Here is a 14,858-nt window from a genome sequence, read left to right as displayed (position 1 = left end):
CAATGCAAATACCCCCGGTCGGATCGGGCCGGGGGTGTGGGTGAATTCTAGAATGGCGGCGCCCATGAGCGCTGCTTCCCCTTTCCACGCCCCATCGTCCTTGCCCCGCTGCCATGCGCTGCTGCCTTGCGCGGGCACCGGTTCGCGCGCGGGCGCGCCGCTGCCCAAGCAATACCAGCCCATCGCGGGGCGGCCTCTGGTGCAACACACCCTGGCTGCGTTGCGCGGCGTGACGACGCTGGATCGGATCGTGGTGGTGCTGGCGCCCGACGATGCGCACTGGCCCGGCGATGTCGACGGCGTGCTCGCCCTGCGCCGCGGCGGGGCCACGCGCGCCGAAACCGTGTTCAATGGCCTGCAGGCCCTGCGCGAAGCCGGCGTGCCCGATGCCGATTGGGTGCTGGTGCACGACGCCGCGCGCTGCCTGGTCACGCCCGAGGAGGTGACGGCGCTGATCGAGGCCTGCGCCAGCGACCCGGTGGGCGGCCTGCTGGCGCTGCCGTTGCCGGACACGCTGAAGGACGAGGTGGACGGCCGCGTGGCGCGCACCATCGAGCGCCGCCACAAGTGGCTGGCACAGACACCGCAGATGTTCCGCCTGGGCGAACTGCTGGACGCGCTGTTGATGGCGCGAGCCACCGGCTTCGAGGGCATCACCGACGAGGCCAGCGCCATCGAGCGCACCGGGCGGCGCCCGCGCCTGGTGGAAGGGCGCGCCAGCAACATCAAGGTCACCTACCCGTACGACTTCGCCTTGGCCGAAGCCATCCTCAGGAGCCGCACATGAACGCCATCCGCATCGGCGAAGGATGGGACATCCACCGCCTGGTTACCGGTCGCCCACTGGTGTTGGGGGGGATCACCGTGCCGCACACGCATGGCCTGCTGGGGCATTCCGACGCTGACGCGCTGCTGCATGCCATCACCGACGCGCTGCTCGGCGCCGCCGCGCTGGGCGATATCGGCCGCCACTTTCCCGACACCGACGAGCGCTTCCGCGGCGCCGACTCGGGTGCGCTGCTGGCCGAGGCCGCTCGGCGCGTGCGCGCCGAAGGCTACGAGATCGGCAACCTCGACAGCACCGTGGTTGCGCAGGCGCCCAAGCTGGCGCCGCACATCCCGGCCATGGTCGAGCGCATCGCCGCCTTGCTCGACTTGGCGGTGGGCCAGGTGAACGTGAAGGCCAAGACGGCCGAGAAGATGGGGCCGGTGGGGCAGGGCGAGGCCATCGAGGCCCGCGCCGTGGCCTTGTTGTTCAAGGTCTGAGCGGCAGCCGCCGGGCGGCGCTCAGCCCGGCGCGCGGCGCAGCTTCATGTGCGCCGCCAGGCCGCCCGTGCTGCTGTTGGCCAGCGCGAAGCGCCCGCCCATGCGCGTGATGGCGCGCTCCACAATGGCCAGGCCCAGGCCCGTGCCGGTGGCGTCGGAGCGCGCGGCGTCGCCGCGGAAGAACGGCTGGGTCAGCTGCTCCAGCATTTCGGGCCGCACGCCGCGGCCATGGTCGCGCAGCTTGACCAGCACCGAGTCGTCCTTGGCCTTGGCGGCGATGTCGATTTGCGCCACGCCGCTGTCGGGGTCGCGGCCGTAGCGCGAGGCGTTTTCCAGCAGGTTGCTGAACACGCGCTGCAACTCCACCGGGTCACCCAGAACGAACAGCGCGGGCTCGATACGGGTCTTGATGACCGTCTTGGGGTCGTCGCCGAGCGCGAACAGCGCGGTCTCTATCACCTCGTTGAGGTTGACCTCCTCCGGCTTCATGTGGTCGGGCCGCGCGTAGTCGAGGAACTTGTCGATGATGGCGTTGACCTGCTCGATGTCGGCCGACATGTGCTCGCGCGCCATCGGATCGGCCACGCTCATCTCGGTTTCCAGCCGCAGGCGCGCCAGCGGCGTGCGCAGGTCGTGCGAGATGCCGGCGAGCATGAGCGCGCGGTCCTGCTCGATCTTGGACAGGCGCTGCGCCATGCGGTTGAAGCCGATGTTGACTTCGCGAATCTCGCTGGTGGCCACCGTCTCGTTGAGCTGGCTGGCGTTGAAGTCGCCCTCGCGCACGCGGCTGGCCGCGAAGGAGAGCTTCTTCAACGGCCGGTTGATCAGGCGCGCGATGAGCGCGGCGCCAGCGAGCGAGAGCAGGGCGGCCGTGCCCAGCCAGATCAGCCAGGTGGTGCCCGCCACCGGGCCGATGCGGGAGGGGTCGGTCAACAGCCAGTATGGGTCGCCGTCGATCGAGAAGCCGATCCACAGCCCCGCCTGGTGATTGACCTCTCGCGCCACCACCGTGTCCGGCCCCAGGCGGGCCTTCAACTGTCCGGCCACGTTGCGGCTGAGCAGGTCGGTGTCGTAGAGCTGGAAGGTGTCGTTGGGCTCGCGCGGAGCGATGCGCAGGCCTTCCTCGGACGCCAGGGTCTTGATGAGCGAGACGCGCGCGATCGAATCCGAGTGAATCAGCGCCGCGCGGCTGAGGTTCACCAGCGAAGCGAGCTGCTGCGCGCTTTGCAGGGCGCGCGGCTCGTATTCCAGCGCGCGGAAAGTTTGCAGCCACGCGATGATGCAGCCAGTGAGCAGCAGCGTGAGAAAGAAGAAGGTGCGCCAGAACAGGCTCACGCCGCGCGTGGGCCGCACCTCCAGCGGGGCCGGGGCGGTTTCCAGCGCGGTGGGTTCGGTCTCGAACGGTACCCGTGATTCGCTGTCCATCAGGTGTTGCCGTCCGGCACGAACACGTAGCCCACGCCCCATACCGTCTGCAGGTAGCGCGGCGAGGATGCGTCGTCCTCGATCAGCTTGCGCAGGCGCGAGACCTGCACATCCAGGCTGCGGTCGAAGGGCTCGAACTCGCGTCCGCGCGCCAACTGGGCCAGCTTCTCGCGCGACAGCGGTTGGCGCGGGTGGCGCACCAGGGCCTTGAGCATGGCGAATTCGCCAGTGGTCAAGGGCAGGTCGTTGCCGTCCTTGCGCAGGGTGCGCAGGCTCAGATCGAATTCGTAGGGGCCGAACTTCACCACCTCGGCGTCCTGCGAGGGCGCGCCGGGCACCTCGGCCGGCGGGCGGCGGCGCAGCACGGCGTGGATGCGGGCCAGCAGTTCCCGCGGATTGAACGGTTTGCCGAGGTAGTCATCGGCGCCGACCTCCAAGCCCACGATGCGGTCCACGTCCTCGCTCTTGGCGGTCAGCATGATGATGGGCGTGCGGTCGCCATTGGCGCGCAGGCGGCGGCAGATCGACAGCCCGTCCTCGCCGGGCATCATCAGATCGAGCACGATGATGTCTACGGCGTCGCGCTGCAGGACCCTGTTCAGGGCCTTGCCGTCTTCGGCCAGCATCACTTCGAAGCCTTCCTGCATCAGGTAGCGGCGCAGCAGGTCGCGGATGCGCACGTCGTCATCGACGACGAGAACCTTGTTGGGGCGGGGGTGGTTCTGTGGCATGGGAGCAACTTCCGATAAATGTAACAAAGCCGATTTTGGCAGCGGCAAGTGCTTGTCAACGCTCGTTTTTTGGTTTTCTGACAGGCTGTTACAGATGTTGCCCTGCACGCCATTCGCTTGACCCGAGCCTCACTCGCACAATCGGGCTTCTGTTCATACTCCTCCACACCATGAAGTCCGTTTGGATGGGAACCATCGCTTGCTTGACCGCGGGTCTGGCTTACGCCAATCCGGAGCGTCCGCGCGACGCCGGCGTGATCGGCGCCGACGCCGCGGCGGTGACGGTGGTGCCGATCTCAATCGATGGTGGCGAGGCGCGTGCGCCCATGCGGCTGCGCGATGCCCTGCGCCAACCCTTTGACGACATGGACGACGGCGGCAAGCCTTTCCGGCTGTCCGTGGAGGAGCGTCAGCGCCTGCGCGAGCAGCTCAGGGTGCAACCGCCCTTCGAGTCCCATCGCCAGCCCTGAAAAAAACCAGCACACATGCCCATGCCCTATCTGCCCGCCCGCTCGGCGGCTGCGGTTCGCCGCGCCGCTTCCGCTCTCAGCCTCATGGCCGCCGTGGCCGCTTCGCCGGTTGCGCTGGCGCAGGCGCCCGAGGTGCCCGCCAATGTGGTGAGCCTCTCCGCCAGCGGCCACCTGGAAGTGCCGCAAGACTGGCTCACCGTGGTGTTGAGCACCACCCGCGAGGGCAGCGATGCCGCTACTGTGCAGAATCAGCTCAAGGTGGCTGTGGATGCCGCGCTGGCGATCGCCCAGCCGCAGGCCAAGCCTCAGCAACTGGAGGTGCGCACCGGCAACCTGCGCCTCTACCCCCGTTATGGCAGCAATGGCCGCATCAGCGGCTGGCAGGGTCAGGCCGAGGTGGTGATCGAGGGCCGCGACATCGCCAACGTGAGCGCGGTGGCTGGTCGTGTGCAGACCCTCACCGTCTCCAACATGGGCTTCTCGCTCTCGCGCGAAGCGCGTCAGGCGCTGGAGTCCCAGGTGCAGGCGCAGGCCATCGAGCGTTTTCGCGCGCGCGCCAGTGAAATCGCCAAGGGCTTTGGCTTCAGCGGCTACACGCTGCGCGATGTGTCGGTGAGCTCGGCCGAGATGCCCGAGCGACCCATGCCGCGCATGATGGCCATGGAGGCCAAGGCGGCCGCGAGCGACGCCGCCATTCCGGTGGCCGCCGGCACCAGCACCGTGAGCATCACGGTGTCTGGCGCCATCCAAATGCGCTGAGGCCTTACTGGGCGGCCCAACCGCCGTCCATGTTCCAGGCCACGCCGCGTACGTTGCCGGCGGCGGGCGAGCAGAAGAACACCGCCAGTTCGCCCAGCTCCTCGGGCGTGGTGAATTGCATCGAGGGCTCCTTCTCGCCCAGCAGCAGCTTGGTGGCTTCCGCGTTCGAAAGCTTCAGCGCGGCGGCCTTCGCGTCCACCTGCTTCTGCACCAGCGGCGTCAGCACCCAACCCGGGCAGATGGCGTTGCAGGTGACGCCCGAGGTGGCGGTTTCCAGGGCCGTCACCTTGGTCAGGCCCACGATGCCATGCTTGGCCGCCACGTACGCCGACTTCTCCGCCGATCCCACCAGCCCATGTACCGAAGCCACGTTGATGATGCGTCCCCAGTTGGCCTTGAGCATGGCCGGCAGGGCCAGACGCGAGGTATGGAAGGCGCTGGACAAGTTGATGGCGATCACCGCGTCCCAGCGTTCGACCGGGAAGTCCTGCACCCTGGCGACGTGCTGGATGCCCGCGTTGTTCACGAGGATGTCCACTTGGCCGAAGGTCTTGGCCGCGTAGGCCATCATGTCCTCAATCTCTGCCGGCTTGCTCATGTCGGCACCGTGGTAGCCGACCTTGGCGCCCAGTGCCGCCACCTCGGCCTGTGGGCCGGCGCTGTCACCGAAACCATTGAGCACGACATTGGCGCCCTGGCGTGCGAGGGCCTTGGCGATGCCGAGGCCGATGCCGCTGGTGGATCCGGTGACGAGTGCGGTTTTCCCGGTGAGCATGGGTTACTCCAGTTCCATTACGATTGGTTCGACGTGCTGCCATGCATTATGGATGGCGGACGCCAGCCCCGAGCCGCACCATGACCGAACCCCAACTCCAGCACACCGTCGTCGGTGGGGCCGCGGCCCGTGAAGGCGGCCCGCGCTGCATGGCTTGGTGGGACTGGCGCAGCACCGGCGGGCGCGACGATCACGTGGTCGTCTGCGTGCACGGTCTGTCGCGCCAGGGGCGCGACTTCGACACCCTGGCGCGCGCGCTGCAACCGTTCTGCCGCGTGGTCGCGGTGGACGTGGCGGGGCGCGGGCACAGCGATTGGCTGGCTGACCCCATGGCCTACCAGGTGCCCACCTACGTGGCCGACCTTGCCGTGCTGCTGCAGCAGTTGCGCGCGCAGCGACCCGGCGTGCGCATCGACTGGGTCGGCACCAGCATGGGAGGACTCATCGGCATGGGCGTGGCGGCGCAGCCGCTGCTGGCGCCCACGCGCCTGGTGCTGAACGATGTGGGACCCGTGGTGCAGTGGGAAGCGCTCATGCGCATCGGCACCTACCTGGGCCTGGACCCCGACTTCGACTCCATGCAGGCGGCGAGTGACTACCTGGCCAGCATTTCCAAGGGCTTCGGCCCCCACACGCCCGAGCAATGGCGGGCCCTGTCCCTGCCCATGCTGCGCGAGCGCGGCGGGCGCGTGCGCCTGCACTACGACCCGGCCATCGCCCTGCCGTTCAAGGCCATGACGCAGGGCGTGGAAACGCAGGCGCTGCGTGAGGCGGTGCGCGCCGGCGAGGCCGCGCTGTGGGACCTGTACGACGCGATCGCCGCGCCCACCCTGGTGTTGCGTGGCGAGGACTCGGACCTGCTCAGCATGGACACCGTGCGGGCCATGCAGGCCCGCGGGCCGCGCCCGCGCTGCGTGAGCTTCGCCGGCGTGGGTCACGCGCCCACGCTGATGGCCGACGATCAGGTGCGCGCCGTGCTCGACTTCCTGCTCTCGCCATGAAGCGGGCCAACCCCTCGTTGGACGACGCGGCGCCCGCCACGGCCGCGATCGTGGCCGCCACCGCCGCGGGCCTGCCTCAGCAGGCCAATGCGCTGGCGCGCGCCCGTGCCTTTGCCGAGCCCCTGCTGGAAGGCGAGTGCCTGGACACGGGTGAGAACACCTGGGCACACGCCGAGGCGGTGGCGCGCATCCTGGCCGACATCGGGGGGTCCGAGGCCATGCAGTCGGTGGTGTACCTGGTGTATGCCTGTCAGCACCTGAACCGGCCGCAAGAAGTCATCGCCAAAGCCTTCGGCGAGCAGCACGCCGCGCTGGCGCTGGAGACCACCAAGCTCGTCCAGTTGCAGCGGCAGGCGCGTCTGAAGGCGGCGGAGAAGCTCGCGCGCAAGCAGGAGGAACGCCTGGCCGCCCAAGACGCGGGCCAGCCCGCGCCGGGCTTGTCCAAGGCGCCCGTGTCCGAGCTCGCGGCCAGCCAGACCGAGAACGTGCGCAAGATGCTGCTCGCCTTTTCACGCGACCTGCGCGTGGTGATGCTGCGCCTGGCCTCGCGTCTGCAGACGCTGCGCTATTTCGCCTCCATCAAGGGCGATCCGGGTGAACTGCTGGCCAGCGAATCCCTGCATGTGTTCGCGCCCCTGGCCAACCGGCTGGGCATCTGGCAGATCAAGTGGGAGATGGAAGACCTGGCTTTTCGCTTCTTGGAGCCGCAGACCTACAAGAACGTGGCCAAGCTGCTCGACGAAAAGCGCGCCGAGCGCGAGGCGCATGTCGAGCAGGTGCGCGAGGACCTGCAGCGCGCGCTGCTGGCGCAGGGTATCGCCGCCATGGTGCAAGGCCGGCCCAAGCACATCTACAGCATCGTCAAGAAGATGCGGGGCAAGGCGCTGGACTTCGAGCAGGTGTTCGACATCCGGGCCTTGCGCGTGATCGTGCTCGAAACCGCTGACTGCTACGCCGTGCTGTCCTTCGTGCACGAGCACTTCACGCCGGTGGCGGATGAGTTCGACGACTACATCGCCAAGCCCAAACCCAACGGCTATCAGTCCCTGCACACGGTGGTGCGCGACGCCCAGGGGCGGGCCTTCGAGATCCAGATCCGTACCCAGGCCATGCACGACCACGCCGAACACGGCGTGGCCGCGCACTGGGCCTACAAGGAAGCGGGTGCCAAAGGCTACTCGGGCGTCACGGCCAACTCCGAGTACGACGCCAAGATCGCCGTGCTGCGCCAACTGCTGGCCTGGGAGCGCGACCTCAGCGGCACCGCCCAGGGCCTGTTCGACGACCGCATCTACGTGCTCACGCCGAACGCCGCCATCGTTGAACTGCCGCAGGGCGCCACGCCGGTCGACTTTGCCTACACCGTGCACACCGACCTGGGCCACCACTGCCGCGGCGCCAAGGTCGACGGCGCCATGGTGCCGCTGAACACGGCGTTGCAGAACGGCCAGACGGTGGAGATCGTGTCCGTGAAGGACGGTGGCCCTTCGCGTGACTGGCTCAACCCCGAGCTGGGTTATCTGGTGAGCCACCGCGCCAAGAGCAAGGTGCGCGCCTGGTTCAACGCCCAGGCCCTGGCCGAGACCATCGCGCGCGGGCGAGAGGCGGTGGAAAAGCTGCTGCAGCGCGAAGGCCGCACGGCGCTCAAGTTCGAGGACCTGGCCATTGAAATGGGCCTGGGTTCCGCCGACGAGCTCTTCGAGCTGGTCGGCAAGGATGAGCTGTCGCTGCGCTCGATCGAGACCCAGTTGCGCCCGCCCGAACCCGAGGCCACGCCCGAGCCCAGCAGCTGGGTGCGCAAGCCCCGTCGCGGCCAGGAAAGCCCCAAGGGCGACGTGCTGGTGGTGGGCGTGGGCTCGCTGATGACCCAGCTCGCCAAGTGCTGCCGGCCCGCACCGCCCGACGAGATTCGCGGCTTCGTCACGCGAGGCAAGGGCGTGAGCATTCACCGTGCCGACTGCACCGACTTCGCGCACCTGGTGCGCAAGAGCCCGGACCGCGTGATCGAGGTCGATTGGGCCGGTCGCGACGACGCGCGTGGCGGCTCTCAGGCGGTGTACCCCGTCGACGTGGCCATCGAGGCTGTCGACCGTCAGGGCCTGTTGCGCGACATCTCCGACGTCTTCGCCCGCGAGAAGATGAACGTGATCGGGGTACAGACGCAGTCCGTCAGGGGCGTGGCCTGGATGACCTTCACCATCGAGGTGGCAGACGCCCGGCAGGTGGCGCGCGCCATGGCCGTGGTGGGAGACGTGAACGGCGTTCGCATGGTGCGCCGCAAATAGCGCGGCCAGGAACTGCTATACTGCGAGGCTTCGATTCGTTCGAAGGCGCGTAGCTCAGCTGGTTAGAGCACCACCTTGACATGGTGGGGGTCAGGGGTTCGAGTCCCTTCGCGCCTACCAACTTTCCCAAAGGGCCTGTTGCCACCGCGACAGGCCCTTTGTCTTGGCCTTGAGGCGGGGCGGGTTGCACAGGGAAAACCATGCCCGGTACCCCCCCGCCGGTTCCTAGAATGCCGGAATGGCGACCAAATCCAAGACCGAAGCAGCGGGTGCGCGTGGCGTGCGCGTGATCAAGAAGTACCCCAACCGCCGGCTGTACGACACCGACACCTCGTCGTACATCACCCTGGCCGAGGTCAAGGCTTTGGTGATGGGCAACGAGTCCTTCGTGGTGCGTGACGCCAAGACCAACGAAGACCTCACCCGCAGCATCCTGCTGCAGATCATCTTGGAAGAGGAAACGGCCGGCGCGCCCATCTTCACCGAACAGGTGCTGGCGAACATCATCCGTTTCTACGGCCATGCCATGCAGGACTTCATGGGGTCCTATCTGGAAAAGAACATCCAGATCTTTATGGACCTGCAGCAGAAGATGGCGGAGCAGGGCGGTGGCGGGCTCAACCCCGAGGCCTGGAAACAATTCATGAACCTGCAGTCGCCCATGATGCAGGGCATGATGGGCACTTACCTGGAGCAGTCGCGCACCGCCTTCACGCAGATGCAGGAGCAGATGCAGAAAAACAGTGAGCAGATGCTCGCCGCGCTGGGCCTCAAACGCTGAATGGCCTGAACGCTTGGGCGGGGTCTGAGACAATCCCGCCTCTATGAGTGAATCCACTGCAACCGCCCCGGGCGCCGTGCCCAAGGTGGGCTTCGTCAGCCTCGGCTGCCCCAAGGCGCTCACCGACGCCGAGCTGATCCTGACCCAACTGAGCGCCGAGGGCTACCAGACCTCCAAGTCCTACGACGGCGCCGACCTGGTCATCGTCAACACCTGCGGCTTCATCGACGACGCCGTGAAGGAAAGCCTGGACGCCATCGGCGAAGCCTTGGCCGAGAACGGCCGTGTCATCGTCACCGGCTGCCTGGGTGCGCGCGCAGGCGAAGAGGGCGGCAACCTGGTGCGCCAGATGCACCCCAGCGTGCTGGCCGTCACCGGCCCGCACGCCACGCACGAGGTGATGGAAGCGGTGCATCAGCACCTGCCCAAGCCGCACGATCCCTTCGTGGACCTGGTGCCGCCGCAAGGCATCAAGCTCACGCCGCGCCACTACGCGTACCTCAAGATCAGCGAGGGCTGCAACCACCGCTGCACCTTCTGCATCATCCCGTCGATGCGCGGGGACCTGGTGAGCCGGCCCGTCGGTGACGTGCTGACCGAGGCGCGCAAGCTGTTCGAGGCGGGGGTTAAAGAGCTGCTGGTGGTGAGCCAGGACACCTCCGCCTACGGCGTGGACCTGAAGTACCGCACCGGCTTCTGGGATGGCCGGCCGGTGAAGACGCGCATGCACTACCTGGTGCGCGAATTGGGCGAGCTCGCCAAGCCCTTCGGCGCCTGGGTGCGCCTGCACTACGTTTATCCCTACCCGCACGTGGACGAAATCGTCCCGCTGATGGCCGAAGGCCTGGTGCTGCCTTACCTGGACGTGCCCTTGCAGCACAGCCACCCCGACGTGCTGCGCCGCATGAAGCGGCCCGCCAGCGGTGAGCGCAACCTGGAGCGCATCGCGCGCTGGCGCGAGATCTGTCCGCAGATCGTCGTGCGCAGCACCTTCATCGCGGGCTTTCCCGGCGAGACCGAGGCCGAATTCGAGCACCTGCTCGATTTCCTGCGCGAGGCGCGCATCGACCGCGCCGGCTGCTTCGCGTATTCGCCGGTGGAGGGCGCCGCCGCCAATGGGTTGGCCGACCCGGTGCCCGAGGCGCTGCGCGAGGAGCGCCGCGCGCGTTTCATGGCCGTGGCCGAGCAGGTGTCGGCCGACAAGCTGCGCGCTCACATCGGCGCCAACATGCAGGTGCTGGTGGACAGCGCGCCCGGCCTGGGCAAGAAGGGGGCCGTGGGCCGCAGCTACGCGGACGCGCCTGAAATCGATGGCGTGGTGCGGCTGCTGCCGCCCGAGAAGATCAGCAAGACGCTGAAGGTGGGCGAATTCACGCGGGCCCGCATTGTTGATACCGACGGCCACGACCTTGTGGCCTTGCCCGTTTGATCCGGGGCCGCCGGCCCTGGCCGGCGCCATTGCGGCATTCGGCCAAAGAAAAAGCCTGCAGTCTTGTGGACTGCAGGCCCTTATATGATGGTGCCCAAGAGAGGACTCGAACCTCCACGCCTCTCGGCGCTAGTACCTGAAACTAGTGCGTCTACCAATTCCGCCACCTGGGCATCTCAGGAAACCAGCAGTATAGCAGAGAAATAGTGAGCGATAAAAACAACCTCCTTGCAGAATTTGATGGCGTCGTTTCCGGACACCGTGATGGACACGGTTTCGTGGTCCGCGACGACGGCCAGCCCGACATCTACCTTCCCTCCAACGAAATGCGCGCGGTGCTGCACAAGGACCGCGTGAAGGCCCGCATCGTGCGGCTCGACCGCAAGGGCCGTCCCGAGGGCCGCGTCACCGAAATCATCGAGCGCTCCACGGCGCCCATCATCGGCCGTCTGCTGCAAGAGGGCGGCGTGTGGCTCGTGGCGCCCGAAGACAAGCGCTACGGCCAGGACGTGCTGATTCCCAAGGGTGCCACGGGCTCGGCCAAGCCGGGCCAGGTGGTGGTGGTGGAGCTCACCGAGCCGCCCGCGCTGTACGGGCAGCCCGTGGGGCGTGTGAAGGAAGTGCTCGGCGAGATCGACGACCCGGGCATGGAGATCGAGATCGCGGTCCGCAAGTACGGCGTGCCGCACGAGTTCTCGCAGACCGCCATGGCGCAGGCGCGCGCCTTGCCCGATCACGTGCGGCCGAGCGATCTGCGCCACCGGGTGGACCTGCGCGACGTGCCGCTGGTGACCATCGATGGCGAAGACGCGCGCGACTTCGACGACGCCGTGTACTGCGAGCCCGCGAAAGTGGGCAAGGCCAAGGGCTGGCGCCTGCTGGTGGCCATCGCCGACGTGAGCCACTACGTGCAGACCGGTTCGCCCATCGACGTGGACGCCTACGACCGCGCGACCTCGGTCTACTTCCCGCGCCGCGTGATCCCCATGCTGCCTGAGAAGCTGTCCAACGGCCTGTGCTCGCTCAACCCCGGGGTGGAGCGCCTGTGCATGGTGTGCGACATGCTCATCACCGCGCGCGGCGAGATCCACGCCTACCAGTTCTACCCGGCGGTGATGTTCAGCCACGCGCGCCTCACCTACACCGAGGTGGCGGCGATCCTGCAGAACACGCGCGGCCCCGAGGCCATGAACCGCAAGCCGCTGGTGCCGTACCTGCTGAACCTGCACGACGTGTACCGCGCGTTGCTGGCGGCGCGCAACGCGCGCGGGGCGGTGGACTTCGAGACCGTGGAGACGCAGATCGTCTGCGACGAATCGGGCCGCATCGAGCGCATCGTGCCGCGCACGCGCAACGACGCGCACAAGCTGATCGAAGAAGCCATGCTGGCCGCCAACGTCTGCTCGGCCGAGTTCATCGAGCAGGGCAAGCACCCGGGCCTGTTCCGCGTGCACGAAGGCCCCACGCCCGAGAAGCTGGAGGTGCTGCGCAACTACCTCAAGGCCATGGGCGTCAACGCCTCGCTCAGCGAGGAACCCAAGCCAGGTGAGTTCCAGCAGATCGCCCAGGCGACGCAGGACCGACCCGATGCGCAGCAGATCCACACCATGCTGCTGCGCTCCATGCAACAGGCCATCTACACGCCCATCAACAGCGGCCACTTCGGCCTGGCGTTCGAGGCCTATACGCACTTCACCAGTCCGATCCGCCGCTACCCCGACCTGCTGGTGCACCGCGTGATCAAGGCCATCCTGCACAAGCAGAAGTACCAGCTGCCCGAGCTGCCCACGCCGGGCGATGCGCACGCCAAGCTCAGCAAGCGCCTGGCCAGCCGCGTGAAGCCACCGGCACCCAACGCGCGCAAGCCCTCGGCCGACACCCTGGGCTGGCAGGCCGCGGGCCTGCACTGCAGCGCCAACGAGCGCCGCGCCGACGAGGCCAGCCGCGACGTGGAGGCCTGGCTCAAGTGCAAGTACATGCGCGAGCACCTGGGCGAAGTGTTCTCGGGCGTGGTCAGCGCGGTCACGAGCTTCGGCCTCTTCGTCACCCTGGATGCGATGTACGTCGAGGGCCTGGTGCACATCACCGAGCTCGGGGGCGAGTATTTCCGCTTCGACGAGGCGCGCCAGGAACTGCGCGGCGAGCGCACGGGCATCCGCTACACGCTGGGTTCGCGCGTGCAGGTGCAGGTCAGCCGTGTCGACCTGGACGGCCGCCGCATCGATTTCCGCCTGGTGAGCGGCGAGGACGACGTGGTGCTCAAGGCCATGCGCGACAAGACCGGCGGCGAAGCCGCTTCGGCCGGCGCGGGGCGACGGGAGCGGGGCGCGGCCAAGCCGCGCCCGGGCGCCGAACTCAAGTCCGCGGTGCGCCGTGCGGCCGACAAGAAGTCGGCCGCCAAGCCCTCGCGCGCGGGGCCCTCCAAGTCGAGGCGGGGCAAGCGATGAGCGTCGCGGCGATGAGTGCGAAGGGCAGCCTCGGCGGTGCCGGGGCCCGCAAATCGCTGCGCGTCGAACAGGAGCGGCCCTTGCGCATCGGCGTGTCGGCGCGGCTCATGCACCATGTGCCACCCGAGCTGGGCTTTCGCAACAAGAGCCTGCAGTACATCGAGGCCTCGCTGGCGCACTGGATCATGGCGCACGGCGCCGTGGCCTTCATGGTGCCGGCCGTCACGCAGGACACCCAGTTGGCCGCGCGCCACCTGAAGGTTGAGCACGTGGTGCAGGAGCTCGATGCCCTGGTGCTGCAGGGCGGGGCGGACGTGGCGCCCGAAACCTACGGGCAAGAACCGCTGCGCGAGGAGTGGCGAGGCGACGTGGTGCGCGACCGCTACGAACTCGCGCTGATGCGCTGCTTCCTGGCGCAGAAGAAGCCCGTGCTGGGCGTGTGCCGTGGCGCGCAACTGCTCAATGTGGCTTTCGGCGGCACACTGTTCCAGGACATCGCCACGCAATGCCCGGCCGCGCACGAGCACGTGGACGTGGAGCTGTACGACCAGTTCGAGCACGACGTCACCTTCATCCAGGGCTCTGCGCTCACCGAGCTTTACCCCAAGTCCACGCAGCTGCGCGTCACCAGCATCCACCACCAAGCGGTGGCGGACCTGGGCAAGGGCATCGTGGTGGAGGCCGTTTCCTCGCTCGACGGCCTGGTCGAGGCGATCCGCTGGACCGGCGAGGCCTACGCGCGCGGCGTGCAGTGGCACCCCGAGTTCCACCATGGCCGCCACGCCCTGGTGGACAGCTCGCCCATCATGCTGGACTTTCTGGAGGCCTCGCGCGCCGAAGCCATGCGCCGCTTCGACGCCGGCCTGGAACTCGACCCCCGGCCGCCGCGCGCCGGTCAGCGCCTGGCGGCTTGAGGTTCCCGACGGCCTAAACTCGCCGGCATGCGCATCCTCCTGTTCCTGCTCGACACCGTCTTTTTCTTCCTCGTGGCCGCGGCGCTGCTGCGCGCCTGGATGAACCACCTGCGCGTGCCCATGCAGGCGCAGCCCGGGCGCTTCGTGATGGCCATCACCGACTGGCTGGTGCAGCCGCTGCGCCGCCTGTTGCCAGCGGCCATTGCCAAGGGCCGCATCGATGGCGCGAGCCTGGTGGCCGCGGTGCTGCTGTCCCTGCTGCACGCGCTGCTGTGGCTGCTGATCGCCTCGGGCGGCGAGTTGCCCTGGGCGGCCGTGCCGGTGCTGGGCCTGCGTTTTCTGGTGCGGGACCTGTTGCAGGGCCTCATGCTGCTGCTGATCGTCTACGCGATCCTGTCTTGGGTGCAGCCGCGCTCGCCCCTCATGGGGCTGCTCGACCGTCTGTCCTCACCCATCGTGGCACCCGTGCGGCGCGTGGTTCCGCTGGTGGGCGGGGTCGACCTGTCGGTGCTGGTGGTGATCATCGCCCTGCAGGTGGGGCTGATGCTGCTGGGCTGATTCGCCCAGTAGCTCGT

14 protein-coding genes and 2 tRNA genes are annotated in these 14,858 nt (G+C 68.0%); 12 read left to right on the top strand and 4 right to left on the bottom strand.

What is annotated here, in order from left to right; all coding sequences use genetic code 11:
• Positions 1–64: 64 nt before the first annotated feature.
• Together ispD and ispF are read left to right on the top strand one after the other, a co-directional pair.
• On the top strand, positions 65–787 hold the full coding sequence (gene ispD, locus JNX00_RS13955; protein WP_204742649.1) for a 2-C-methyl-D-erythritol 4-phosphate cytidylyltransferase: 723 nt from the start codon (positions 65–67) through the stop codon (positions 785–787).
• On the top strand, positions 784–1,266 hold the full coding sequence (gene ispF, locus JNX00_RS13950) for a 2-C-methyl-D-erythritol 2,4-cyclodiphosphate synthase (protein ID WP_070399982.1): 483 nt from the start codon (positions 784–786) through the stop codon (positions 1,264–1,266). Before ispD ends, ispF begins: the two co-directional genes overlap by 4 nt.
• A gap of 21 nt (positions 1,267–1,287) precedes the next feature.
• Here ispF and JNX00_RS13945 read toward each other — a convergent pair whose 3' ends face one another.
• Together JNX00_RS13945 and ompR are read right to left on the bottom strand one after the other, a co-directional pair.
• A complete protein-coding gene (locus tag JNX00_RS13945) occupies positions 1,288–2,691 on the bottom strand; it encodes a sensor histidine kinase (RefSeq protein ID WP_070399983.1) in 1,404 nt (467 codons plus the stop codon).
• A complete protein-coding gene (gene ompR / locus JNX00_RS13940) occupies positions 2,691–3,422 on the bottom strand; it encodes a two-component system response regulator OmpR (RefSeq protein ID WP_070399984.1) in 732 nt (243 codons plus the stop codon). The genes JNX00_RS13945 and ompR overlap by 1 nt, the downstream gene beginning before the upstream one ends.
• A 170-nt stretch (positions 3,423–3,592) precedes the next feature.
• Here ompR and JNX00_RS13935 point away from each other — a divergent pair, with 170 nt between their 5' ends.
• Both JNX00_RS13935 and JNX00_RS13930 read left to right on the top strand, forming a co-directional pair.
• Entirely contained in the window at positions 3,593–3,892 is a 300-nt protein-coding gene (locus JNX00_RS13935) for a hypothetical protein (RefSeq protein ID WP_139147081.1), read from the top strand.
• Positions 3,893–3,913: 21 nt separating this feature from the next.
• The gene (locus tag JNX00_RS13930) at positions 3,914–4,651 is read left to right on the top strand and encodes an SIMPL domain-containing protein (RefSeq protein WP_345774088.1); all 738 of its coding nucleotides are present in this window, start codon (positions 3,914–3,916) and stop codon (positions 4,649–4,651) included.
• A gap of 4 nt (positions 4,652–4,655) precedes the next feature.
• Here the strand turns inward: JNX00_RS13930 and JNX00_RS13925 are convergent, their stop codons facing one another.
• Positions 4,656–5,426 carry a 3-hydroxybutyrate dehydrogenase gene (locus tag JNX00_RS13925; RefSeq protein WP_070399987.1) on the bottom strand — a complete coding sequence of 257 codons (771 nt, stop codon included), beginning with the start codon at positions 5,424–5,426 and terminating at the stop codon, positions 4,656–4,658.
• An 80-nt stretch (positions 5,427–5,506) separates the two neighbouring features.
• Between JNX00_RS13925 and JNX00_RS13920 the strand changes: the two genes are divergently transcribed.
• The 5 genes from JNX00_RS13920 (at position 5,507) to rimO (ending at position 10,922) form a co-directional block, all read left to right on the top strand.
• Positions 5,507–6,427, top strand: a complete 921-nt coding sequence (locus tag JNX00_RS13920) for an alpha/beta hydrolase (protein WP_070399988.1) — start codon at positions 5,507–5,509, stop codon at positions 6,425–6,427.
• Positions 6,424–8,712 carry a bifunctional (p)ppGpp synthetase/guanosine-3',5'-bis(diphosphate) 3'-pyrophosphohydrolase gene (locus JNX00_RS13915; RefSeq protein ID WP_070399989.1) on the top strand — a complete coding sequence of 763 codons (2,289 nt, stop codon included), beginning with the start codon at positions 6,424–6,426 and terminating at the stop codon, positions 8,710–8,712. The genes JNX00_RS13920 and JNX00_RS13915 overlap by 4 nt, the downstream gene beginning before the upstream one ends.
• A 43-nt stretch (positions 8,713–8,755) precedes the next feature.
• Positions 8,756–8,832 (top strand) — tRNA-Val (locus tag JNX00_RS13910).
• Between the two features lie 118 nt (positions 8,833–8,950).
• Positions 8,951–9,493: a polyhydroxyalkanoate synthesis repressor PhaR gene (gene phaR / locus JNX00_RS13905; RefSeq protein ID WP_116957075.1), complete on the top strand. Its 543-nt coding sequence runs from the start codon at positions 8,951–8,953 to the stop codon at positions 9,491–9,493.
• A 43-nt stretch (positions 9,494–9,536) separates the two neighbouring features.
• Positions 9,537–10,922 carry a 30S ribosomal protein S12 methylthiotransferase RimO gene (rimO, locus tag JNX00_RS13900; RefSeq protein WP_204742648.1) on the top strand — a complete coding sequence of 462 codons (1,386 nt, stop codon included), beginning with the start codon at positions 9,537–9,539 and terminating at the stop codon, positions 10,920–10,922.
• 88 nt (positions 10,923–11,010) lie between these two features.
• Here rimO and JNX00_RS13895 read toward each other — a convergent pair.
• Positions 11,011–11,095: transfer RNA gene (locus tag JNX00_RS13895), tRNA-Leu, on the bottom strand.
• Positions 11,096–11,128: 33 nt separating this feature from the next.
• Here JNX00_RS13895 and rnr point away from each other — a divergent pair.
• Genes rnr through JNX00_RS13880 form a run of 3 tightly spaced genes read left to right on the top strand, consistent with a single transcriptional unit; the run spans position 11,129 to position 14,841 of the window.
• Positions 11,129–13,369: a ribonuclease R gene (rnr, locus tag JNX00_RS13890; protein WP_204742647.1), complete on the top strand. Its 2,241-nt coding sequence runs from the start codon at positions 11,129–11,131 to the stop codon at positions 13,367–13,369.
• Between the two features lie 11 nt (positions 13,370–13,380).
• Positions 13,381–14,283 carry a type 1 glutamine amidotransferase gene (locus tag JNX00_RS13885; RefSeq protein ID WP_239478144.1) on the top strand — a complete coding sequence of 301 codons (903 nt, stop codon included), beginning with the start codon at positions 13,381–13,383 and terminating at the stop codon, positions 14,281–14,283.
• Between the two features lie 27 nt (positions 14,284–14,310).
• Complete coding sequence (locus JNX00_RS13880; protein ID WP_070399993.1) at positions 14,311–14,841, top strand: YggT family protein; 531 nt, start codon at positions 14,311–14,313, stop codon at positions 14,839–14,841.
• Positions 14,842–14,858 lie beyond the last annotated feature (17 nt).

The sequence above is a fragment of the Hydrogenophaga sp. YM1 genome (assembly GCF_016903055.1).
GTDB classification, from domain to species: Bacteria; Pseudomonadota; Gammaproteobacteria; order Burkholderiales; family Burkholderiaceae_C; genus Hydrogenophaga; species Hydrogenophaga borbori.
Note: the sequence above shows the minus strand (reverse complement) of the source record. Positions and strands in the feature narration are given on the sequence as shown.